18 protein-coding genes are annotated in these 23,211 nt (G+C 71.3%); 15 read left to right on the top strand and 3 right to left on the bottom strand.

Annotation, left to right across the window (positions count from 1 at the left end; genetic code table 11):
• Positions 1–6: 6 nt before the first annotated feature.
• Positions 7–726, bottom strand: coding sequence for a GntR family transcriptional regulator (locus tag PSH03_RS19360; protein WP_238689968.1), 720 nt, complete (start codon positions 724–726; stop codon positions 7–9).
• Positions 727–837: 111 nt separating this feature from the next.
• On the opposite strand from PSH03_RS19360, the gene PSH03_RS19365 reads away from it, so the two are divergent.
• From PSH03_RS19365 to PSH03_RS19385, 5 genes are all read left to right on the top strand, one after another.
• Entirely contained in the window at positions 838–1,677 is an 840-nt protein-coding gene (locus tag PSH03_RS19365; RefSeq protein ID WP_210781464.1) for a fumarylacetoacetate hydrolase family protein, read from the top strand.
• 26 nt (positions 1,678–1,703) lie between these two features.
• On the top strand, positions 1,704–2,465 hold the full coding sequence (locus PSH03_RS19370) for an SDR family NAD(P)-dependent oxidoreductase (protein ID WP_307850453.1): 762 nt from the start codon (positions 1,704–1,706) through the stop codon (positions 2,463–2,465).
• Between the two features lie 138 nt (positions 2,466–2,603).
• Positions 2,604–3,386: a hypothetical protein gene (locus tag PSH03_RS19375; RefSeq protein ID WP_238689969.1), complete on the top strand. Its 783-nt coding sequence runs from the start codon at positions 2,604–2,606 to the stop codon at positions 3,384–3,386.
• 126 nt (positions 3,387–3,512) lie between these two features.
• Positions 3,513–4,511 carry an RNA polymerase subunit sigma-70 gene (locus tag PSH03_RS19380; protein WP_210781461.1) on the top strand — a complete coding sequence of 333 codons (999 nt, stop codon included), beginning with the start codon at positions 3,513–3,515 and terminating at the stop codon, positions 4,509–4,511.
• Between the two features lie 4 nt (positions 4,512–4,515).
• Positions 4,516–4,851, top strand: a complete 336-nt coding sequence (locus PSH03_RS19385) for a hypothetical protein (protein ID WP_238689970.1) — start codon at positions 4,516–4,518, stop codon at positions 4,849–4,851.
• Between the two features lie 95 nt (positions 4,852–4,946).
• On the opposite strand, the gene PSH03_RS19390 is transcribed toward PSH03_RS19385, so the two are convergent.
• On the bottom strand, positions 4,947–5,735 hold the full coding sequence (locus PSH03_RS19390) for a FadR/GntR family transcriptional regulator (RefSeq protein ID WP_210781460.1): 789 nt from the start codon (positions 5,733–5,735) through the stop codon (positions 4,947–4,949).
• Between the two features lie 183 nt (positions 5,736–5,918).
• Between PSH03_RS19390 and PSH03_RS19395 the strand changes: the two genes are divergently transcribed.
• The 10 genes from PSH03_RS19395 (at position 5,919) to PSH03_RS19440 (ending at position 17,404) form a co-directional block, all read left to right on the top strand.
• Complete coding sequence (locus PSH03_RS19395; protein WP_238689971.1) at positions 5,919–7,157, top strand: ABC transporter substrate-binding protein; 1,239 nt, start codon at positions 5,919–5,921, stop codon at positions 7,155–7,157.
• A 75-nt stretch (positions 7,158–7,232) separates the two neighbouring features.
• Entirely contained in the window at positions 7,233–8,186 is a 954-nt protein-coding gene (locus PSH03_RS19400; protein WP_210781459.1) for a carbohydrate ABC transporter permease, read from the top strand.
• A complete protein-coding gene (locus tag PSH03_RS19405; RefSeq protein WP_238683956.1) occupies positions 8,183–8,998 on the top strand; it encodes a carbohydrate ABC transporter permease in 816 nt (271 codons plus the stop codon). Before PSH03_RS19400 ends, PSH03_RS19405 begins: the two co-directional genes overlap by 4 nt.
• Before the next feature lie 7 nt (positions 8,999–9,005).
• Positions 9,006–10,154: a galactonate dehydratase gene (gene dgoD, locus PSH03_RS19410; RefSeq protein ID WP_210781457.1), complete on the top strand. Its 1,149-nt coding sequence runs from the start codon at positions 9,006–9,008 to the stop codon at positions 10,152–10,154.
• Between the two features lie 31 nt (positions 10,155–10,185).
• Positions 10,186–11,415, top strand: coding sequence for a D-mannonate dehydratase ManD (gene manD / locus PSH03_RS19415; RefSeq protein WP_238689972.1), 1,230 nt, complete (start codon positions 10,186–10,188; stop codon positions 11,413–11,415).
• Positions 11,405–11,995 carry a gluconokinase gene (locus tag PSH03_RS19420; protein WP_238689973.1) on the top strand — a complete coding sequence of 197 codons (591 nt, stop codon included), beginning with the start codon at positions 11,405–11,407 and terminating at the stop codon, positions 11,993–11,995. Before manD ends, PSH03_RS19420 begins: the two co-directional genes overlap by 11 nt.
• 54 nt (positions 11,996–12,049) lie before the next feature.
• Positions 12,050–13,756 (top strand): ABC transporter transmembrane domain-containing protein, encoded by a 1,707-nt coding sequence (locus PSH03_RS19425; RefSeq protein ID WP_238689974.1) that lies wholly within the window; start codon positions 12,050–12,052, stop codon positions 13,754–13,756.
• Positions 13,753–15,579 (top strand): ABC transporter ATP-binding protein, encoded by a 1,827-nt coding sequence (locus PSH03_RS19430; RefSeq protein WP_238689975.1) that lies wholly within the window; start codon positions 13,753–13,755, stop codon positions 15,577–15,579. The genes PSH03_RS19425 and PSH03_RS19430 overlap by 4 nt, the downstream gene beginning before the upstream one ends.
• Positions 15,580–15,749: 170 nt before the next feature.
• Entirely contained in the window at positions 15,750–16,328 is a 579-nt protein-coding gene (locus PSH03_RS19435; protein ID WP_238689976.1) for a sigma-70 family RNA polymerase sigma factor, read from the top strand.
• 17 nt (positions 16,329–16,345) lie between these two features.
• On the top strand, positions 16,346–17,404 hold the full coding sequence (locus tag PSH03_RS19440; RefSeq protein WP_238689977.1) for a threonine aldolase family protein: 1,059 nt from the start codon (positions 16,346–16,348) through the stop codon (positions 17,402–17,404).
• 150 nt (positions 17,405–17,554) lie between these two features.
• Here PSH03_RS19440 and PSH03_RS19445 read toward each other — a convergent pair whose 3' ends face one another.
• Positions 17,555–23,017, bottom strand: coding sequence for an ATP-binding protein (locus PSH03_RS19445; RefSeq protein ID WP_238689978.1), 5,463 nt, complete (start codon positions 23,015–23,017; stop codon positions 17,555–17,557).
• Between the last annotated feature and the right edge of the window lie 194 nt (positions 23,018–23,211).

A 23,211-nucleotide genomic window follows, 5' to 3' on the forward strand; every position in this document is an offset into this window, starting at 1 on the left:
GGTGGGTCACGCCGAGTCGCGCGGTGTTCCGGGGGTGGGGAGCTGGTCGAAGGCGGGCAGGTGACGTTCCCGGGCGGCGCTGAGGTGGGCGCGCATCGCCTCGGTGGCGGCTGCCGCGTCGCCGGCGACGATGGCGGCGGCGATGCGCTGGTGTTCGGTGTTGGTGTCCGGTGCCCCGGCGATCGGGAAGTACAACCGGTGCAGGTGCAGGTGTGAGTGCAGCCGGGTGACGGTGTCCCGCAGCAGAGGGCTGCCGGAGACCTCGGCGATCAGGTCGTGGAACTTCGCGTCCAGCGCGGTGAAGGCGGCGTGTCGGCGATAGCCGTCGCCGGCCTCCACGTCGATGCTTGCCGCCGCCTCGGCGCTGATCCGTTGGCGGGCCTCGGCGGAGGCGTGCATGGCGGCCCGTCCGGCGGTGGCGCCCTCCAGCAGTTGGCGGACGTCGAACAGGTCGTCGAACTCGGCGCGGCTCAGCAGCGGCGTGGTGGTGTAGCCGGAGAGCGGGCGTTTACGGACCAGGCCGTCGGCCTCCAGCCGGGCGAGGGCCTCGCGGACCGGGGTGGGGGAGACGTCCAGCTCCCGGGCCAGCGCGTCGATGTTGACGCGCTCGCCGGGCGGAAGGATGTGGTCCATGACCAGCGTCTTTATCGACTCGTAGACGTCCTCGGTGAGGGTGAGTCGACGGGCGGGACGGAGTCGACCCTCGCGAGGTTCCTGCTGGGCCATCTCGTCTCCTCAGCGACCCCTTGACTGTGCCGGTGTGAGCGAGTACACACGAGCGAAGCAACATCCTATAGGAAATTGGGCGTTTGGCGACCCATCGCTGGAGGTTGGTTCGTGAGACTCATTCGCGTCGGGCCCGTGGGGCGGGAACGTCCCGTGCTGTACGTCGATGGGCGGCACTTCGACCTCTCGTCGCTCACCGCCGACATCGACGGCGAGTTCCTCGCCGGTGACGGCATCCGGCGGGTCCGCGAGGCCACCGACCTGCCCGAGATCGACGTCACCGGTCAGCGGGTCGGCGCACCGATCGCCCGACCCGGGGTGGTGCTCTGCGTGGGGCAGAACTACGCCGCGCACGCCGCCGAGTCGGGTGCCGCGCCGCCGACCGACCCGATCATCTTCTACAAGGCGCCCAACACCGTCGTCGGCCCGTACGACGAGGTCCTGATCCCGCGCGGATCGACGAAGACCGACTGGGAGGTGGAGCTGGCGGTGGTGATCGGCCGGACGGCCCGCTACCTCGCCTCGCCGGCCGACGCCCTCGGGCACATCGCCGGGTACGTGCTCTCCAACGACGTCTCCGAGCGGGACTTCCAACTCGCGGTCTCCGGCGGCCAGTGGTCGAAGGGCAAGTCCTGCGAGACGTTCCAACCGCTCGGCCCGTGGCTGGTCACCGCCGACGAGATCGGCGACCCGCAGGCGCTGCGGCTGCGCTCCTGGGTCAACGGCGAGCCCCGCCAGGACTCCAGCACCAAGGACATGATCTTCGACGTGGCGTACCTGGTCTGGCACCTGTCCCAGTACACCGTTTTGGACCCGGGCGACGTCATCAACACGGGCACCCCGCAGGGGGTGGCGCTCTCCGGCCGATTCCCGTATCTGTCCGTCGGCGATGTGATGGAGGTCGAGATCGACGGCCTCGGTCGGCAGCGCAACACGCTCCGGGACGCCTGATGCGGTGTGACGGTCTCGTGGCGGTGGTGACCGGAGGTGGATCGGGGATCGGCCTTGCCTGCGTGCGGGCGTTCGCCGCCGCCGGCGCCCGGGTGGGTGTCCTGGACCTGGACCTGGCCGGGCTGCCGGAGGATCCTGGCGTACTCGGCGTCCGGGCGGACGTGGCCGACCGGTCCTCCCTCAGCGCGGCCGTCGCCTCGGTCGCGGAGGCGTTCGGCGGCATCGACATCCTGGTGAACAACGCCGGCATCTCGGCAGTGGGCACGGTGGAGGAGGACGACGACGAGCAGTGGAGCCGGGTACTCGACGTCAACGTCTCCGGCGTGGCCCGAACCAGCGCCGTCGCCCTGCCGTACCTGCGCCGGTCGTCGTCAGCGGCGATCGTCAACATCTCCTCGATCGCGGCGACCGTCGGCCTGCCCCGACGCGCCCTGTACTCGGCGTCGAAGGGTGCCGTGCACGCCCTCACCCTCGCCATGGCCGCCGACCTGGTGACTGAGGGCGTGCGGGTCAACTGTGTCGCCCCCGGCACCGTCGACACGCCCTGGGTGGCCCGCCTGCTCGCCGGCGCGGCCGACCCGACGGCCGAGAAGCGGCAGCTGGCGTCCCGGCAGCCGACCGGCCGCCTGGTGACAGCCGACGAGGTGGCCGCCGCCGTCGTCTACCTCGCCTCGCCCGCGACCGGGTCGGTGACGGGTTCGACGCTGCCGGTGGACGGCGGTATGTCCGGCCTGCGCCTGCCCGCCCCGGTCCCGCCCGCGGCCGGTACCGCCGAACGGGGCGCGTGACATGATTGCGCCATGGGGAAACAGCAGGACGTCGGCGAGGCCGACAGTCACAGCGGGTCCGGCACCACCGCCCACCGTCCGATCGGTGGCAGCGCTGACGCTCGGCTCGCCCTCGCCCAAGACCCCACAACGCCACAAATGACCCTTATCGACCTGGCGTCCGACCCATCGGAGCTGGTCCGCAAGGCGGTCGCCTCCCGGGCCGACGCACCAGCGCAGGCCCTGCGACCGCTCACCCGCGACCATGATCGTCAGGTCCGGGAGGCCGTGGCGCGGAACCCCTCCACCTCGATCGCCAACCTCATGCGCCTGGTGAAGGACGCCGATCGGTGGGTCCGCTGGGCGGTCGCCGGCAATCCGGCCTGTGACGAGTCCATCCGCCGGGTCATGGTGGAAACCTCGGACAAGGAGCTTCGCGGTCTCCTCGCGGAGAGCCGTGAGCTGGAGCCGGAACTGGCCGCCAAGCTGATCGACGACGTGTCACCCGAGGTACGGGAACGACTCGCCACGCACACCCACGACCCCGACGTGATCACCGCCTTGCTGGCCGATCGCACCGCACGCGTACGCAAGGGGGTTGCCCGCAACCCGCGGACCACCGCCAAGCAGCGCAGCGCGCTCGCAGCGGACCCGGTGGTCGACGTCCGTGCCGCGCTGGTGCGGGCCGTCGAACTGGACGAGGCGGACCTGGCCCGCCTGGTCGACGACCGCGCGGTGCAGGTCCGACTGGCGATGGCGACGTCCGAGTTCGTTCCGCCGCACATCCGGCAGGCGCTCAGCCGCGATGCCGACGAGATGGTGGCAAGCGCGGCACGGGACTACCGCCCCGGCGCCGGCAACGCCTCCGCCGTGCGGGCGCCCCGCATCGCGCACCGGCCCTCCGCCGGCGCGGGCCGACGGGGTGGCGGCACCGCCCAGTAGGACCCCTCGCTCCGCTGAGCCTGATTCCAGCACCACTCACCACCTCGATCAGACCCGAGTGATGAGTTGTCGCGTCCGCGCCCGTCATACCTAGGACAGGACATGACGAGGCGGAAGGATGACGCGATGAGTGCGGACACGCGGCTGGAGGAGCTGGGCGTGAGCGGTCTGAGCGAGGTCGACGAGCCGGCGTTCTCGGGGCTGGCGCAGCGGCACCGGCGGGAACTGCACGTGCACTGCTACCGGATGCTCGGATCGTTCGAGGACGCCGAGGACACCGTGCAGGAGACGTTCCTGCGTGCCTGGCGGCGGCGGGAGACGTTCGAGGGGCGGTCGACGTTCCGGGCCTGGCTGTACCGGATCGCCACCAACGCCTGCCTCGACCTGCTCGCCAAGCGCCGCCCGCAGCCGGCGACCGGCGGCGAGGTGCTGTGGTTGCAGCCCTACCCGGACCGGCTGCTCGACGAGCTGCCCGCGGGCGACGCGGACGAGCCGGAGACCGTCGCCGTGGCGCGGGAGACGATCGAGCTGGCGTACCTGGTCGCGGTCCAGCATCTCGCGCCGCGTCCGCGGGCCGTGCTGATCCTGCGGGACGTGCTCGGCTGGCCGGCGAAGGACGTCGCGGACCTGCTCGGCGACTCGGTCAACTCGGTCAACAGTGCCCTGCAGCGGGCTCGCGCCGGCATGCGGGAGCACCTGCCCGCCGAGCGGCAGGACTGGACCGGCGGCGAGGAGGACGCCGGCACGCGCGAGCTGGTGCGCCGCTTCACCGACGCCAGTGTGGCCACGAACGTCGACGTGCTCGCTGGCATGCTGCGCGACGACGTCCGCTGCTCGATGCCGCCCACGCCGGGCCTGCACGTCGGCCGAGACGCGGTGGTGAACAGTTGGGTCGAGGATGGCTTCGACGGCATGACGGGCCTGCGCGGGGTTCCCACCTCGGTGAACCGTCAGCCCGCCGTCGCCTTCTACCACTGGCGGAAGCAGGAGGGCGCGTACCTGCCGCTGACGATCGACGTCCTGCGCGTCACCGGCGGCAGAATCACCGAGATATTCACCTTCCACGACGACCAGTTCCCGCGGCTCGGGCTGCCGGAGCGCCTGCCGGCGGACGGCACGGAGTAGTCCGGTGTGGACGCTCACGCTGCGCGGTGGCGCGCGTGCCGCGGTGGTCACGGCGGAGTGGTACGACGCGTTCGGTGTCGTCACCAGTGGGCGGGTCCAGTTGGAGCTGCGCGACGGAGAGCCCGGGCCGGTCCTCGGACGCGATGCCGGGTTCTGGTTGCGCGGCACCGGCGTCCGCGCGCTGCGCAACCCCGGCCGTCGTACGGCGAGAGTGCGTGTCTTCACGCCCGGTGCCGTCACACGCCAGTCGACACATCCCGTACGCCAGGCTCCAGATGAGGGAGACGACATGACCAGCACCACCCTCGCCGCCGCACTGGCCCGGGCCGCTGGCGTCTAACGCGGCCACCGTAACCGCCCTCCTCGGGCTGCACCTCGTCGCCGCGGCGGTCCCCATGAGCCGGCCCTCCTGTGGCTACGTGATCCATGGCCCGCTCATCGGCTGGTCGTCGGACCGCCATCCGTGCTTCGGTCGGGTAGAGCGGTCTGCTCCCACAGCGACTTCATCTCGTCGAAGGCCTGCTCCATCAGCTGCACCATCGCCTGCCGGGCCCGTTCCCCGTCGCGCCGCTGGATCGCCTGGGCGACGTCGGCGTGCATCTGGAGAGCCTGCTCGTGCGGGTGGTGCGGCATGAGGTGGTGCTTGTGCCGGCCGGTGAGCACCTCCGCGACCAGCTCCTGGAGCCGGACGAACATCTCGTTGCCGGAGGCGAGCAGGACGCGCCGGTGAAACTCGATGTCGAGGTGCAGGAACCGCTCCTCGTCGCCGGCCTCGCCGGCGGCCCACATCTTCGCCGCCAGCCCGACGAGGTCGCTCGCCTCGTCACGGCCGATCCGGCTGGCGGCCAGGTAGGCCGCGTGCGGCTCGACGGCGGTGCGCAGCTCGGTGATCGAGCGGAGCTGGGCGATCCGGCCGGCCGAGGCGAGACGCCAACGGATCACCTGCGGGTCGAAGACGTTCCACGCGCTCGCGGGTCGGATCATCACCCCTACCCGTCGGCGCGCCTCGATGAATCCGATCGAGGCCAGCACCCGTAGCACCTCGCGGACGACCGAGCGGGACACGGCGTACCGGTCGACCAGCTCGTCGATGTTGAGGACCGATCCGGGTGCCAGCTCGCCGCCACAGATGGCCGTGCCGAGGTGTTCGAGGACGCGCGCGTGCAGCCCGGAGTCGGCGGGGCGGGCCGGAGCGGCTGCAACCTCTGGTGAGGACGGTTCCACTCAAAGATCATATCATTTGGATCTACCTCTTGAGGTAATCAGCTTTTTCGGCCTAGCATCCGGATGTTAAGCGGATGTAACGCCGAGGTAGCGGCTCTCTCGGGGGCGGCGGCCACGACAGAAGGAGAGACAAGCGTGCGACGTCGATCGATAATCGGCACTTCTCTGGCTGTGGTCGCCGCCATGAGCCTGACCGCCTGCGGCGGCGACGACGGCGGCGAGGGCTCGAAGACCGTTCGCGTGACACTGGTCAACCACGTGTGGACAGAGAACATCAAGAAGGTCCTGCCGGAGTTCGAGAAGCAGTCCGGCCTCACTGTCGAAGTCACCCAGCTCGGTGAGGACCAGCTCTCCGACCAGTACAACGTCAAGCTGAACGCCGGGTCCGACGACCTCGACGTGATGATGTACCGGCCCCTTCAGGAGGGAAAGCTGTTCGGCAAGAACAAGTACCTCGCCGACCTGAGCGAGAAGGTCAAGTCCGACAGCGCCTTCGAGTTCGCTGACTTCCAGGCCGAGCCCGTGCAGGCGACGACCTATGAGGACACGGTCGTCGGGCTGCCGATCATCACCGAGCAGGAGGTCCTCTACTACCGCAAGGACCTGCTGACGAAGTCCGGCTTCACAGCGCCGCCCAAGACCCTCGACGAGCTCAAGGCGCAGGCCGCGAAGATCGAGGCCGACAACCCGGGCGTCGCCGGCTTCGTCGCTCGTACCGGCAAGGCCGCCGCGGTCACCCAGTTCTCCAGCTTCCTCTTCAGCTTCGGCGGCGACTTCGTGGACGCCAGCGGGAAGGCCACCGTCAACACCGAGCAGGCCAAGCAGGCGTACGCCTACTACGGCGGACTGCTCAGGGACCACGGCCCGGAGAACATCAGCACCGACATGAGCTGGTCGGAGGCGATGGCGATCTTCACGCAGGGCAAGGCCGCCTTCTACACCGAGGCCAACTCGCTCTACAAGAACGCCACCGACCCGACCAAGTCCAAGGTCGTCGACTCCGTCGGCTTCGCACCCTTCCCGGCCGGCCCGGCCGGATCGAAGCCGTACAACATCCCGTCCTGGGCGCTGGGCGTGAACGACAGCTCGGAGAACAAGGACAACGCCTGGAAGTTCATCCAGTGGGCCGCCGGCAAGGAGCAGGCGCTGGCGCAGCAGACGGCCGGCGTACCCGGTGCCCGTACCTCGGTCTGGGCGAACCCCGCGAGCACCGCGACCCTGCCGAAGGACCTGGCCGAGGCCAACACGGTCAGCACCGCCAACGGCGTCGGGCACGACCGTCCGCTGGTGGTCAAGGTGGCCCAGGCGCGGGAGATCGTCGGCCAGCCGATCGTGGACGCGATCACCGGCAAGGACGCCGCCAGTTCGGCGGACGCGGCGAACGCGGCGTTCCAGAAGTTCCTCGACGACGAGGCGAAGTAACCCACGCGCCGGGCGGCGGGGCCGACCGGCTCCGCCGTCTCGCCGGGACCTGACCCCTCCAACCCGGAGATCTCAATGTCAGCCGTTCTCACCCCCCGTACCGATTCGCCCGAGGTCCCCGCGGCGTCAGTGGACACGACGTCGGCCTGGTCGCGTTGGGCCAACGAACACCGCAAGTGGCTCTTCGCGGCACCCGCCATGGCGTTCGTCGCCGTACTCATCATCTTTCCGGTGGCGTGGACCGGGTACCTGAGCCTGACCGACGCCGAGGGTTCGGTACGCGCCGAGTCCGAGTTCATCGGCTTCCAGAACTACCTCGACGTGCTCACCGACACCGACCGGTTCTGGCCGGCGGTCTGGCGCACGGTCCTCTTCACCGGCGTCGTGCTGTTCTTCGAGGTCATTCTCGGCATGGCGATCGCCCTGCTGCTGTGGCGGCCCTTCCGCGGTGAGAAGTGGGTCCGCGTCGCGATCCTCCTGCCGCTGGTGGCCACTCCGGTGGCGGTCGGCATGATGTGGCGCCTCATCTTCGACCCCAACATCGGGATGGCGAACCAGCTGCTCGGCTGGATCGGCATCGGCCCACAGCCCTGGCTGGCCGGCCAGAACTCGGCCCTGCCGACGACGATGTTCATCGACATCTGGCAGTGGACGCCGATGGTCGTGCTGATCCTGCTCGCCGGGCTGACCTCGCTCTCCGACGAACCCCAGGAGGCGGCTCGGATCGACGGCGCCAGCAGCTGGCAGCGGTTCCGGCACGTGACCCTCCCGCTGCTGATGCCCACGGTGATCGTCGCCATCCTGCTGCGCGGCATCGACGCGCTGAAGACGTTCGACATCCTCTACGCCACCAAGGGGCGCGGCGGCGGTTCCTTCCACGAGGTCGAGACCCTCAACGTGTACGCGTACGGGCTCAGCTTCGACTACAACGACTACGGCGTCTCGTCGACAGTCCTCATCATCTTCTTCCTGATCATCATCGGGGTGATGTGGGCCCTCACCTATCGCAAGAAGGGGCTGGGCCGATGAAGCCGAGCAAGCCGTACCGGGTGTTCCGCAACTCGGCTCTCGTCGTCGTGGTGTTCGCGCTGATGGCGCCGCTGCTCTGGATGATCGCCGCGTCTTTCAAGACCAACGTGGACATCTACGACACGGCCAAGGCGTTCGTCTTCTCGCCCAGCCTGAAGAACTACGAGACCGTTCTCCAGCAGGCGAACTACCTCGAGTTCATCGGCAACAGCCTCTGGGTGGCGTTCGCGGCCACCACGCTCTCGCTCCTGCTCGGGGTGCCCGCCGCGTACTCGATGAGCCGGTTCAGCATGAAGAAGTCCGCGCTCGTCGTGCTCATGGCCCGGGTCATCCCCGGCGTCTCGCTCCTGGTGCCCTGGTACTACGTCTTCTCGAACCTGAAGATGGTCGGCGGCTTCACAGTGCTGATCCTGAGTCACATGTTCGTGTCGCTGCCGCTGATCGTCTACATCATGATGGGTTACTTCGACGGCCTGCCGACCGAGTTGGAAGAGGCCGCGCTGGTCGACGGGCTGACCCACATCGGCGCGTTCCGGCGGATCACCCTGCCGCTGTCGGTGCCCGGCGTCGCGACCGCCGGCATCCTCTCCTTCATCTTCTCCTGGAACAACTTCATGTTCGCCCTGGTGCTCTCCGGATCCGACACCAAGACGCTCCCGGTCGCGATCTTCGACTTCGTCGGCTACGCCAGCATCGACTGGGGCGGCCTGATGGCCGCGGCGACAGTGGTCACCCTGCCGATCATGCTGATCGCCCTGTTCGTGCAGAAGTACGTCGTCTCCGGCCTCACCGCCGGTGCCACGAAGGGCTGACCGGCACATGACGACGATCGCGAAGGTGGAGACGTTCCTGGTCGCACCGCGCTGGCTGTTCGTCCGGATCGAGACGGAGTCCGGCATCGTCGGCTGGGGCGAGGCGACCTGCGAGGGCCGGTCCGAGACCGTGCGCACGGCCGTCCACCAACTCAGCGAGCTGCTCACCGGCCGGGACGCGCTGCGTATCGAGGACCACTGGCAGGTGCTGACCAAGGGTTCCTTCTACCGGGGCGGCCCGATCCTGGCCAGCGCGGTGTCCGGTCTGGACCAGGCGCTCTGGGACATCGCCGGCAAGCACTACGGCGCCCCCGTGCACCAGCTCCTCGGTGGGCCGGTCCGGGACCGGATCCGGGTCTACGGCTGGATCGGTGGTGACGAGCCCGCCGAGATCCGCGACCAGATCAGCGCCCGGATCGAGGCGGGCCTGACCGCTGTGAAGATGAACGCGTCCGGGCCGATGGGCGCGCTCGCCTCGGTCGCCGACCTCGACGCGGTGGTGCAGCGGGTGGCAGTCGCCCGCGAGGTCCTCGGCGACGACCGCGACGTCGCTGTCGACTTCCACGGTCGGTTCACCCTCGCCAACGTCCGGAGGGTCGCCCCGCTGCTGGAGCCGTACCGGCCGTTCTTCCTGGAAGAACCGGTGGTGCCGGAGAACTCTCACCTGATCGGTGAGGTCGTCCGCTGCACCACCACCCCGGTCTCGACGGGGGAGCGGCTCTACAGCCGGCAGGAGTTCCTGCCCGTGTTGCAGGCCGGCATCGCCGTGGCCCAGCCGGATCTCGCGCACGCCGGCGGCATCACCGAGGTTCGCAAGATCGCGACGTTGGCCGAGGTGTACGACGTGCAGCTCGCCCCGCACTGCCCGCTCGGGCCGATCGCCCTCGCCGCCTGCCTCCAGGTCGGCTTCGCCACACCCAACTTCCTGATCCAGGAGCAGAGCATCGGCATCCACTACAACCAGGGCGCCGAGGTGCTCGACTACTGCCTCGACCAGACCCCGCTGACCTTTGTCGACGGGTACGTGCAGCGGTTGACAGCGCCCGGTCTCGGCATCGAGATCGACGAACACGCAGTGCGGACCGCTGACAAGCGTGGGCACGCCTGGCGCAGCCCGACCTGGCGGCACCCCGACGGCTCCTACGCGGAGTGGTGAGACCCCGACCGGCGAGAACGAAAGGCACCCCGTGAAGATCGTCGCAGCAGACATCATCGTGACCAGCCCCGACCGGAACTTCGTCACCCTCAAGATCACCACTGATGAGGGCATCACCGGTCTGGGCGACGCCACGCTCAACGGCCGCGAGCTCTCCGTCGCCTCGTACCTGCGCGACCACGTCGCCCCGCTGCTGATGGGACGGGACCCGCACCGGATCGAGGACACCTGGCAGTTCCTGTACCGCTCGGCGTACTGGCGGCGGGGCCCGGTCACCATGGCGGCCATCGCCGCGGTGGACGTCGCGCTCTGGGACATCTTGGCCAAGGCCGCCGGCATGCCGCTCTACCAACTGCTGGGCGGCGCGTCGCGCACCGGCATCATGGCGTACGGGCACGCGTCGGGGCGGGACATCCCCGAGCTGTTCGACTCGATCCGCCGCCACCTCGACGAGGGCTTCCGGTCGATCCGGGTGCAGACCGCGGTGCCGGGGATCAACGCGGTCTACGGTGTGGCCGCGCAACCCAGCGCCACCGGCCAGCGCTACGACTACGAGCCCGCGCAGCGCACCCCGCTGCCCGCCGAGGAGGACTGGGACACCCGCGCGTACCTGCGCCACCTGCCGTCGGTCTTCGAGGCGGTACGCGGCGAGTTCGGCCCGGAGTTGCCGCTGCTGCACGACGGTCACCACCGGATGACCCCGATCCAGGCCGCCAAGCTCGGCAAGGCTCTCGAACCGTACGACCTGTTCTGGCTGGAGGACTGCACCCCGGCCGAGAACCAGGAGGCGCTGCGGCTGGTCCGCCAGCACACCACCACCCCGCTGGCCATCGGTGAGGTCTTCAACACCGTCTGGGACTACCAGACCCTGATCCGGGAGCAGTTGATCGACTACGTCCGGTCCGCGGTCACCCACACCGGCGGCATCACCGCCATGCGCAAGCTGCTCGACTTCGCCGCCCAGTACCAGATCAAGTCCGGCATTCACGGTCCCACCGACATCTCCCCGGTGGGCATGGCCGCGGCGCTGCACCTGGACCTGGCCATCCACAACTTCGGGATCCAGGAGTACATGAAGCACACCCCGCTGGCCAACGAGGTGTTCCGGCAGTCGTTCACCTTCACTGACGGCTACCTGCACCCGGGCGACCAACCGGGGCTCGGGGTGGAACTCGACGAGGAGGCGGCGGCCCGGTTCCCGTACGAGCCGGCGTACCTGCCGTTCAACCGGCTCAAGGACGGCACGGTTCATGACTGGTGAACGGCGCGGCGCCCGGCCCACCCGGCATGTCGTGGTGATGGGCGTCTCCGGGGCCGGCAAGACCACTGTGGCGCGTGGGATCGGCGCGGCGACGGGGCTGACGTTCGCCGAGGCGGACGAGTTCCACTCCCCGCAGAACGTGGCGCGGATGCGCTCGGGCGTACCGCTGGACGACACCACCCGGTGGCCGTGGCTGCGGGACATCGCCGGGTGGATCGCCGATCGCGGCGCGGAGGGCCGCTCGACGGTGCTGGCCTGCTCGGCGTTGAAGCGGTCGTACCGGGACGTGCTGCGTCAGGGCCCGCTCCGGGTGGACTTCGTGCACCTGGACGGGCCGGTGGAGGTCATCCGAGCCCGATTGGCCCGGCGCGAGGGGCACTACATGCCGGCCAGTCTGCTGGAGTCGCAGCTCGCCACGCTGGAACCGGCCGAGCCGGACGAGTCGGTGCTCGTCCTCGATGTCTCGCTGCCCCCGGAAGCCCTGGTCGCGGCGGCCGTCAAGGGTCTCGGTCTGCCCGCTTCGGTGCCGGTGGGGGAGCACCGGGACCGCGCGTCCGATCCCACTTCGGGGGCATGTTAGGTTAGCCTGCCCTAATGTAGTGGAGTCTGTCGCCGTGCCCTCATCGATCCGAGCATGACAGTCGCCGAGACCACCGGTGGCGTGGTGCTCCGTCGCGCGCTGCGTCGACAGCGCGCCCGGGTGGCCGCCGGCATCGCGCTGCTCTGCACCCACCAGGCCACCGAAGCCCTCGTCCCGGTCGCCATCGGCGTGATCATCGACCGTGCGGTGGCCACCGGGGACGTCAGCGCCCTGCTGCTCTCGCTGGCCGGCCTGGCCGCCCTGTTCACAGTGCTCGCCTTCGCCTACCGGGCCGGCGCACGACTGGCGTTCGCCGCCGTCGAACACGAGGCGCACGCCACCCGGGTCGAGATCGTCAGCAGCGCCCTCGACCCGCGCGGACGGCGGTCGGGCATGCGCGACGGCGAACTGCTGTCCGTGACGGCCTCCGACGCCGAGCTGTCCGCGCTCGTCGTGCGGGTCGCGGGACTCACCGCCGCGGCGCTCACCGCCATCGTGGTCGCGGCCGTCGCGCTGCTCGTCGTCGACATCCCTCTCGGCCTCGGGGTGCTCATCGGCGTACCCCTGCTGGTCGTCGCCCTCCAGCGGATGGCGCCGCTGCTCACCCGGCGCAGCACGTCGCAACAGGAGGCGCTCGCCGCCACGACCGCCCTCGCCGTCGACCTCGTCAGCGGCCTGCGCGTGCTGCGCGGCATCGGCGCACAGGACCACGCCGCCCGCCGGTACGCGGGAGCCAGCCGGCACGCGCTCGACGTCACCCTGCGCGCCGCCACCACAAAGGGCCTGCACCTCGGGCTCACCACCACTGTCAACGGCCTCTTCCTCGCGACGGTCGCCGGAGTCGCCGGCTGGCTCGCCCTTCAGGGCCGGCTCACCATCGGCGAGCTCGTCGCCGTGGTCGGGCTGGCCCAGTTCATCGCCGAGCCGGTGCAGACGCTCGGGTACTGCGTCCAGTTGTTCGCCATGGCCCGAGCCTCCGCGGGGCGGGTCGCCCGGGTCCTCGGCGCCGCGCCGGTCGTCCAGCCGGGTGACGCCGGGCCGCCCGCCCCGAGCCCGTCCCGGCTCGTCCTCGACGGGGTCTCGTACGCGGGCCTCGACGACGTCAGCCTGCGCGTTCGCGCCGGTGAGATCCTGGGCGTGCTCGCCTACGACCCGAGCGAGGCCGAGGCGCTGGTCGCTCTGCTGGCCGGCCGGGTGCCCCGCGCGGACCACCAGGGCACCGTCCGCGTCGACGGCGTGCCCGCCGACGAGCTGCACATCGACGCCGCGCGCGCCGTGGTCCTGGTCGAGCAGCATGACGTGGCGCTCTTCGAGGGGACGCTGCGCGCCAACCTCAGCGCCGGCGCCTCCGTCGATGACGAGGTGCTGCGTGCCGCAGTGCGGGCCGCCGCGGCCGAGGACGTGCTCGCCGCGCACCCGCACGGGTTCGACCGCCTGCTCACCGAACGCGGGGCGAACCTCTCCGGTGGGCAGCGGCAGCGGATCGGGCTGGCGAGGGCACTGGTCGCCGACCCGCCGGTGCTGGTGCTGCACAACCCCACCACCGCTGTCGACGCGGTGACCGAGGGGTTGCTCGCCACCAGGCTGGCCGAGGCGCGCGGGGCGGGCACCCGCGGCACGGTGCTGATCACCACCAGCCCGGCGCTGCTGCGGATCACCGACCGGGTCGCGGTGATCGACCGGGGACGGATCGTCGCCGAGGGTCCGCACGAGCTGTTGCTCGCCAGCGACGCCCGCTACCGGGAGGAAACCCTGCGATGACGTCCGAGCCGATCACCCGGCACCTGCTGCCGACGGCCACCGGCCGGCAGACCTGGGCCGCCCTCCGTACCGAGCTGGCGCTCCTGCCGGGGCTCAGCGCCGTCGCCGGCACGTTGCTGATCGCCGCCGCCGCGACCGGGCTGGTCGCGCCCTGGGTCCTCGGGCGCCTCGTCGACGACGTCATCGCCGGGACCGACACGCCCCGGGTGATCGCCTGGGCCGGCGTGATCGCCGGCGCCGCCGTGCTCGCGGGGCTCCTCACCGCGGTCGGAGCGGCGGTCGCCGCGCGTCTCGGCGAGACCGTGCTGGCCCGACTCCGGGAGCGGGTCCTCGACCGGGCGCTGCACCTGCCCTCGGCCACCCTGGAACGGGCCGGGACCGGGGACCTGGTGGCCCGTGCCGGCGACGACGTGGCAGTGGTGACGAACGTGATCGCCACCAGCGGTCCTGCCTTCCTCGGCGCGCTGCTGTCTGTCGTGCTGACCGCGGCGGGGCTGTTCGCCCTCGACTGGCGGCTCGGCATCGCCGGGTTGGTCGCGGCCCCGGCGTACGCGGTGGCGCTGCGCTGGTACCTGAAGCGTTCGGTGCCGTACTACGCCCGCGAGCGGGTGGCGACGGGCGAGCGCGCGCAGGCGACGGCCGAGGCGCTGCGGGGCGCGGCCACAGTGCGCGCCTACCGGATGGAGGACGCCCACGTCGCGCGGATCGCGGAGCGCTCCGGCGTCGCCCGCGACCTGTCGCTGGAGATCTTCGGTCTCTACACCCGCTTCGGGCTGCGCATCAACCGCTCCGAGTTCGTGGGGCTCGCCGCCGTGCTGCTCGCCGGCTTCCTGCTGGTCCGCGGTGACCTGGCCACCGTCGGCGCCGCCACCACTGCCGCCCTCTACTTCCACCGCCTCTTCAACCCCATCGGCCTGCTGCTGTTCGAGTCGGACTCGGTGTTGCAGGCCGGGGCCAGCCTGGCCCGACTCGTCGGGGTCACCACCCTGCCCGACACCGCGGCCCCCGCCGGCACCGAGCCCACCCGCCATGATCGGGGCGCACCGGCGGCCCTGGAGGTGACCGTCGGGCAGCACCGTTACGACGACGGGCCGGTGGTGCTGCGGGACATCGGCCTGCGTCTCGCACCCGGGGAGCGCGTCGCCCTGGTCGGCGCGAGCGGCGCGGGCAAGAGCACCCTCGCCGGCATCATCGCGGGCATCATCGTGCCCACCGACGGCGCGGTTACCCTGCGCGGCGTGCCGCTGACACAGCTCGGCGAGCACCGCCTCCGTCGCGAGATCGCCCTGATCAGCCAGGAGGTGCACGTCTTCGCCGGGCCGCTCGCCGACGACCTGCGCCTCGCCGACCCGGATGCCACCGACGCCGAGATCGCCGCCGCCCTCGACCTCGTCGGCGCCACCGAGTGGGTGCGGACCCTGCCGGACGGCCTCACCACGGCGGTGGGGGAGGGTGGGCGGCAGCTCACCTCGGCCCAGGCCCAGCAGCTCGCCCTGGCCCGCCTCGTCCTCGCCGATCCGGCCGTCGCGGTCCTCGACGAGGCCACCGCCGAGGCGGGCAGCGCGGGCGCGCGCGACCTCGACCGCGCCGCAGTGGCGGCCACCGAGGGCCGTACCACGCTGATCGTCGCCCACCGACTCAGCCAGGCGGCCACCGCGGACCGCATCGTCGTCCTCGACCAGGGGCGCGTCGCCGAGCACGGCACGCACGCCGAACTGCTCAGGGCCGGGGGCGGGTACAGCACGCTGTGGCGCTCGTGGAGCATGCCCGACCCCGTGGTCCCGCGAGAACGCGAGAGCGCGGACCAGCCCGTCGCGAGCTGAGCGGCACCGGTTCCCGTCACCTCGGACATCCGCGAGATCAGTCGAAACGTGGAACCTCGGGAACTTTTCCGGACCGGCCGGCGACCACCAGAGTGCGCGGCCGACCGGCGGCGTTCCGACGACGACCTCTCGGCATGAAGGAGCGCCCGTGGCACACAGGACGGTGGTCTGTGCGGAACGGCGTCGCTGACGACGACCAGGTGACCCGGTGGGCGCGGGAGGCGGGCCAGGGTGACCGGCAGGCCGCCACGGCGTTCATCCGGGCACTGCAGGACCAGGTCTGGCGGTTCCTGTCGCACCTGGCCGGGCCGGGAGAGGCCGACGACCTGACCCAGGAGACGTTCCTGCGGGCGATTCGGAACCTGCCCGGCTTCGCCGGCCGATCGTCGGCCCGTACCTGGGTGTTCACCATCGCCCGGCGCGTTGCCGTGGATCACGTCCGGACGGCGGTGGCCCGGCCGAGGCTGGCGTCGGTGCCGGACTGGCAGGCGGCTGCCGAGGCCGCCGGTGCGATCACCGCCGGTGCCGACGAGGGTGTGACCCTGCACCGGTTGATCGCCGGACTGACCCCGGAGCGCCGCGAGGCGTTCGTCGCCACCCAGGTGCTCGGCCTGTCCTACGCCGAGGCGGCGGACGTCTGCCAGTGCCCCGTCGGCACGATCCGTTCCCGGGTCGCCCGGGCGCGCGAGGATCTCGTCGCCGCCTGGCAGGCCGACACCGACCCGAGCCACGGGCGACGAACCGGCTGAGGGTGGATACTGCCGCCATGAGTGTGCGGCGTTCCCTCTTTCTGCACTCGGAGCTGCGCCGTCGGCCGTACGACCTGCTGCGGTCGATGCTGGCCCAGGTCGACCCGGCCACGCCGCCGAACGGACCGGACGGGCCGGTGGCCGCCCTCGAACGCCGCGTGGCATCCCTGCTCGGCACTGACGAAGCCCTGTTCTTCCCGACCGGGACGATGGCGCAGCAGGTGGCAGTGCGCATCCACGCCGACCGGCGCGGCCGGCGGGCCTTCGCCGCCCATCCGCAGTGTCACCTGGAGGTCTGGGAGCAACAGGGGTACGCCGTGGTGCACGGGCTGCGCTTCCAGCCCGTCGGCGACCGCCACCGGTTGATGACCCTGACCGATCTCGCCGCCGTCGCCGAACCGCTCGCGGCGGTGGTCTGGGAGCTGCCGCAACGCGACATCGGGGGGCTGCTGCCGGAGTGGGACGACCTCGTCGCCCAGACCGCAGCGATGCGTGAGCGCGGCGCGGCCATCCACCTCGACGGTGCGCGCCTGTGGGAGGCGCAGACGTACTACGCGCGTCCGTTCGCCGAGATCGTCGCGCTGTTCGACAGCGGGTACGTCTCGTTCTACAAGGGACTGCAAGGCGTCGGCGGTGCCGCGCTCGCCGGAGACGCCGCCCTGGTGGCCGAGGCCCGGGTGTGGCGCCGACGGCTCGGCGGCGACGTCTACGACGCCTGGCCGTTGGCGCTCACCGCGATGCACGGCCTGGACACCCTGCTGCCCCGGCTGCCGGCGCACCGGGAGCACGCGGTGGCGATCGCGGCGGCCATCAACGCCGACGGGACTGCCCGCGCCTTCCCGGACCCGCCGCAGACGCCCCTGTTCCACGTCCACCTTCCGATCGGTCCGGACGCCGCGACGCGGGCCGCCGACGCCCTGCTCGCCGCCGACGGGGTGGAGCTGTTCGGCCGCGTACGCTCCGCGCCGGCTCCGGACCGGTGCTCGTTCGAGGTGAGCATCGGTGAGAACGCCATGGACCTCGCCCCCCACGAGGTCGTCACGCTCCTTCACGAACTGCTTCGACACGCCACCTGACCCGAGGGCTGCAGCGGCACCCCGGCTCGGACACCGCCGTCGCGCTGAACGCAGCGCTCAGCCGGACCTCGCAGCAGGGCGCCACCCGAACGGTCAGCGCCACCGGCCGCAGACCGGTGGCGCTGACGTGGTGCGGGCGTATCGACCGCTCTACCCCAGGCGGGCCTCGATGGTCTCGATGATGCGCGGACGCAGCTCGGCGGCGCGGATGACGGCGTCAACCGAGCCGACCTCGACGGCGCGGTGGATGTTGTGCACCCTGTCGAACTCCGCGGCCACCTCGCTGAGTTTCTCCGCGCGCACCGACGAGCGCAGCTCGTCGAGCTCCGCGGTCAGCGCCGCGCGTTCGGTGCCGGCCGAGGCGGCCGTGCGGGTCTCCAGGTCCCGCACCCGCGGGTCGGCAGCCGTACGAGCGTTGACGTCGGCGGAGAACACCACAGCGGCGGCGGGTGCGCCACCGAGCACCGAGGCGAACGAGCCCTCCAGCGCCAGCACCGTCATGTTCGGGTTCAGCGCCTTCGAGAACACCACGAACGCACCGCCGTGGTAGCGCGAGATGACGCAGAAGACGATGGGCCCCCGGAAGTTCACGATCGCCCGGCCGATCTCGGCGCCGTACTCCAGTTGCAGCTTGCGCATCGACTCCGGTGAGCCGTCGAAGCCGGACAGGTTCGCCAGCACGACGAGCGGCCGGTTGCCGCTGGCCGCGTTGATCGCCCGCGCGGCCTTCTTCGACGAGCGGGGGAACAGCGTGCCCGCCGTGTAGGTGTCCGGGCCGTCGGTGGGCGGGAAGCCGTGCCGGGGCACCGACCGGGACTCGATGCCGAGCAGGCAGACCGGGATGCCACCGAGGTGGACGTCCTGCACGACAGCGGTGTCCGCGTCCGCCATGCCGGCCCAGCGCTCCAGCACCGGGTGGTCCTGGTCGGAGAGGGCCCGCATCACCGTACGGATGTCGAACGGCTTCTTGCGGTCCGGGTTGGACTCGACGGAGAAGATCTCCCCGACGGTGGCGAAGGAGCTGCCCGCCACGTCGTGCGGGAAGCCGGAGATGTCGCGGTCGACCGGGTCGGTGGTGACCGCCCGCCGGGGCGCGTCCTCGCCGGGCGCGACGTACGTGTGGTCGTAGTGCGCCATCACCACGTCCCGCGCGGCCGTCAGGTTCGGCGCCCAGTACTGCGCCTGCCCGTTCGGCCCCATCACCCGGTCGTAGCCGCCGATGCCGAAGTTGTCCTCAGCCGACACACCACCGGAGAAGTCGAGCGACTGCTTGCCGGTGAGCACCATCGCCGAGTCGGGCGTCATCACCAGGATGCCCTTGGTGTGCATGAGCATCGTCGCCTCGGCGTTCCAGTACGGCTGCGCGCCGACGTTGATGCCCGCGACCACGATGTTGATCTCACCGCCGGCCTGGGTGAACTCGACGATCCGCTTGAGCGCCGCTGCCACCCAGTCCATGTTCTCCGTACCGGAGGTCATCGAGATCCGGGCCCCGGCGGACAGCGCCCACCACTCCAGCGGCACCTGCATCCGCTCGGCCAGGTCCAGTGCGGCGATCACGCGCCGGCACTCCGGCTCCGACAGGGCACCCAGCGACTTCGTCGGGTCGCCGAGCAGCACCACCCGGGTGACACCCTGGGGGTAGCGCTCGGTCGGCGTCGTGACGACCCCGGCGACGATGGCGGCGCTGTTGCGCCCCTTCGGCCGGTCCACCGGCACCAACACGTGGTCGTCGTCGAGGTCGTGCTCGACGAAGTCGCCGAGGCGGCCGGTCAGCTCGTACGGGTACACGGTGTTGCGGCTGCTGGCCCGCAGCACCTTGAGCCGGTACTCGTCGAGCGGCTCGAGCGGCTCGACCGGCGGCTCCCCGACGGCCAGTTCGGCGCCGCCCGCGGCGTCGAACGAGATCCGTACGGCGATCCTGGTCAGCTCGCCGGTCCGGCGGTCGCGCTGGCGCGCGATGAACAGGATCTCCTCCAGGCCGGCGCCCGCGGTCGTCGGGCGGACCCGCCCGGCGATCATCTCCATCTCCTCGCGGGTCAGCTCGCTCGGCGGCCACACGTAGACCACGATGCGGTTGGTGTTGAAGCGCGTCTTCGACGGCCGCCGCGACTGGGCGCGGCGGATCGAGTCGAGGCAGGCGGCGATGGCGTCCTCGGTCGTCGGCAGCGCGACCAGGCGGCCGTCCTGCTCGCGAAGCTCGGTCAGGTCACGCACCTGGGCGAACGCGACGAGGCGCTCGTCGGCCCGGTTCTCCCGGGCCACGCACTGGAAGAGGTAGACCTCCTCGTCCGACGACGGCAGCCGGGTCAGGTCGAACTTGTGCAGCCGCTCCAGCTGCATGCGCTGCGCGATGTACGGGTGCAGCCCACGGATCAGCCGGTCCTCGGTCAACTGGGCGCCCGACGGGCGGAAGGTGAAGTGGTGGTGCATCACCGCTCCGCCGCGACCCGCGACTGTGGTGGTGACCCGACGGACCTGGGGTGGCAGCGGGTGCGCGGCGATGACCTCGGCCAGCGCGGCAGCCATCGCGTCGAAGTCCTCCGGCTGGTTCTCCCAGCCGAGGTAGATGTCGGCGTCCACGGCGTCCTCGCCGGTGGCCAGCTCGGCCAGCCCGCGCAGGGCGCTGCCCAGCGCGTCGAAGCTGACCGCGGCGGAGACCACGCTGGAGTCGGCGCGCTCGGCGACCACGAACGTGCAGCCCGCGACCTCGCGGGTACGCACGCTGGTGAGCGACCGGTTGCCGTAGTACCGCCGGGTCAGCACCTCCAACATGACCGCGTTGTCGAGGTGGTCGCGGACGAGCCGCTGGCCGAGCAGCCGGACCAGCGGCTCGGTGCTGCGCACCATCTCGGCGACGCGCTCGCCGCGGTCCGGGGCGTCCGGGTGCGCGTCGAGGTGCCGCAGGTGCCCACGGACCTCGGCGTAGACGCGGGCGCGGTTGCGGCGCAGCAGTGGCTGGGCGAACCAGGCGAACACCACGCCGCGGGCGAGGTCCGCGACCACTGGGAAGCGGACCTGCGTCGCGGCGATCAGCCGCTCCAGCGCGAGGCCGACCGGCTCGCGCAGCGTCTCGTCCGGCGGGGTCTCCCGCAGCCATGCGCGCAGCAGCGCCGCGATGACCTGTGCGTCCGCGGAGGCGCGCTGCTGGGCGAGGAAGATCCGGAAGACGGCGGCTTCGAGGGCGGGGGTGCGGTCCAGGTCGGTGACGCCGTACCGGCCGAGCGCCTTTCCGAGCCTGGTCTGGAAGGCGTCCGGCAGCCCGGCCCGCTCGACGTCGAGGCTCTGCAGGTAGGTGTGGAAGTACTCCCGGGCGCTGTGCACGTGGGCGGCGCCGCCGTCCTCGCCGGTCGGCCGGTTGCGGCTCAGTTCGGCGAGATCGGCGAACACCTCGATGAGGTCGAGTTCGGCGGCCAGGGGCCGCTGACCGGCTTCGGTGGCCGTCCGCCGCGCGGTGAGGTAGTCGTCGAGCACCCGGCGGTCGTCGTGCGGGTCGACGTCGAAGCCGAGCAGCAGACCCCGCAGGTCCTCCTGGCCGCGCCTGCTGCGCTCGTACGCCGGGATGTCCGCGGTGGCGGTGGGCAGGTCCAGTTCGACGGTCTCGGTGCTCGGGTCGTCAGCGGTCTCCTCGGCGTCGTCCGCGAGCGGCTCCAGGCGTAGCAGCGGCGCGCCGGCCTCCACCTGGCTGCCCACCGACACGGCGCACTCCTTGAGCCGCGCCTTGAACGGCGCCCGCAGCACCGTCTCCATCTTCATCGCTTCCAGCACCAGCACCGGCGCGCCCGCCTCGACCTCCGCGCCGACCTCCAGCGGTGTGGCGACGACCAGCGCGGGCATCGGGGAACGCAGGACGCCACCCTCGTCCCGGCTGACCCGGTGCGTCACGCCGTCCACCTCGACCAGGTGGGTCGGCCCGTACGTGCCGGTGAGCAGGCGGTAGCGGATGCCGTTGACGACGATCTGCCCGGTGTGCCGGTCGAAGCGGTCGAGCTCGACGTCGGCGGTGCGCACGACGGGGCCGGTCTCGATGCCGACCCGGAACCGGTGCGCGCCGACCCGTCCCACCCGGGTGCGGTAGCTGACGCCGCGAAGCTTGAGGTCCAACGGTCGGCCGCTGGCGTGCTGCACCTGCGGGCGCCCGCCGGCCGCCGTCGACAGCAGCCGCTGCCGCTCGACGCGCTCCTCCTCCTCGTACGCCTCGATGGCGGCGGCGGCCAGGGCGACAGCGGAGTGACGGTGGGTGACGAGGCGGCCCTCGCCGCGGACGCGGTCGATCCAGCCGGTGTCCGCGCTGGCGTCGATGACCTCGGGCTGGTCGAGCAGGTCGAGCACGAAGCTCTTGTTCGTCGCCCCACCTTCAATGATCACCGTGGTGTTCGCCATCGCCCGGCGCAGCTTGCCGAGCGCCTCGTCGCGGTCACGGCCGTACGCGATGATCTTCGCGATCATCGAGTCGAAGTCGGCAGGGATGGTGTCACCCTCGCTGACGCCGGTGTCCACCCGGATGCCGGGGCCGCTGGGCAGGTCCAGCCGGGCGATGCGGCCGGGGGACGGGGCGAAGTCGCGGTCGGGGTCCTCGGCGTTGAGCCGCGCCTCGATGGCGTGCCCGCGCTCGGCCGGCGGCGCACCTTCGAGTCGTCCGCCGGCGGCGACGTGCAGCTGCGCCTTGACCAGGTCGAACCCGGTGGTCAGCTCGGTGATCGGGTGCTCGACCTGGAGGCGGGTGTTGACCTCGAGGAAGGCGAACAACCGGTCCCCGGGGTGGTAGAGGAACTCGACGGTCGCCGCGCCTCGGTAACCGACAGCCACGGCGAGGCGCTCGGCCGACGTCTTCAGCTCGGCGGCCTGCGCTGGGTCGAGCACCGGCGACGCCGACTCCTCGATGACCTTCTGGTTGCGTCGTTGCACCGAGCAGTCGCGGACACCGAGCGCCCACGCGGTGCCCTGCCCGTCGGCGATCACCTGGACCTCGACGTGCCGAGCCCCGGTGACCAGGCGCTCCAGGAACACGATGCCGCTGCCGAACGCCCGTGCCGCTTCCTGGCTGGTGCGCTCGTACGCGTCGACCAGCTCGGCTTCGTTCCTGATCACGCGGATGCCGCGCCCGCCGCCGCCGGCGGTCGCCTTCAGCATCAGTGGGTAGCCGACCTCGGCTGCCGAGGCCCGGGCGGCGGCGAGGGTCTCGACGGCGCCGCGGCTCCACGGCGCGACCGGCACGCCGACCTCCTCGGCGATCAGCTTCGAGCCGATCTTGTCGCCGAGTTGGCGCATGGCGTCCGCGCTCGGCCCGACGAAGGTGACGCCGATCTTCTCGCACAGCTCGGCGAACGCCGGATCCTCGGCGACGAAGCCCCAGCCGACCCACGCGGCGTCGGCACCGGTCTCGGTCAGGGCGCGCTCCAGCACCGCCAGGTTGAGGTACGGGCGGGCGGACGCCGGGCCGAGATCGTAGGCAATGTCCGCTTCACGGACAAATGTAGCGTTTCGGTCGACATCGGTGTAGAGGGCCACGGTTTCAAGCTGAATGCCGGTCTCCGCGGCCAGCTCGCGGACCGCGTGGATGAGCCGCATGGCAGCTTCACCACGGTTGACGATGGCGACACGGTTGAACACCCGAAGAACCCCTTAGCTAGACCTCGACCTGCGTGCCGGGAGACGACGGCTCCCAGCAGTGATCACCTTTCCGCGTGGCGGCGGCCAGCGCTATGGCGCAACCACCGAACCCACCGTCCCTCAGTTGTAGGAAATGCACAAAACTTTTTGGCACACCCGGAGACGTGCTGACCCGATCCGGCCACTTCTGCAGT

This window comes from Micromonospora salmantinae (assembly GCF_022230905.1).
In the GTDB taxonomy this organism is placed as follows: domain Bacteria; phylum Actinomycetota; class Actinomycetes; order Mycobacteriales; family Micromonosporaceae; genus Micromonospora; species Micromonospora salmantinae.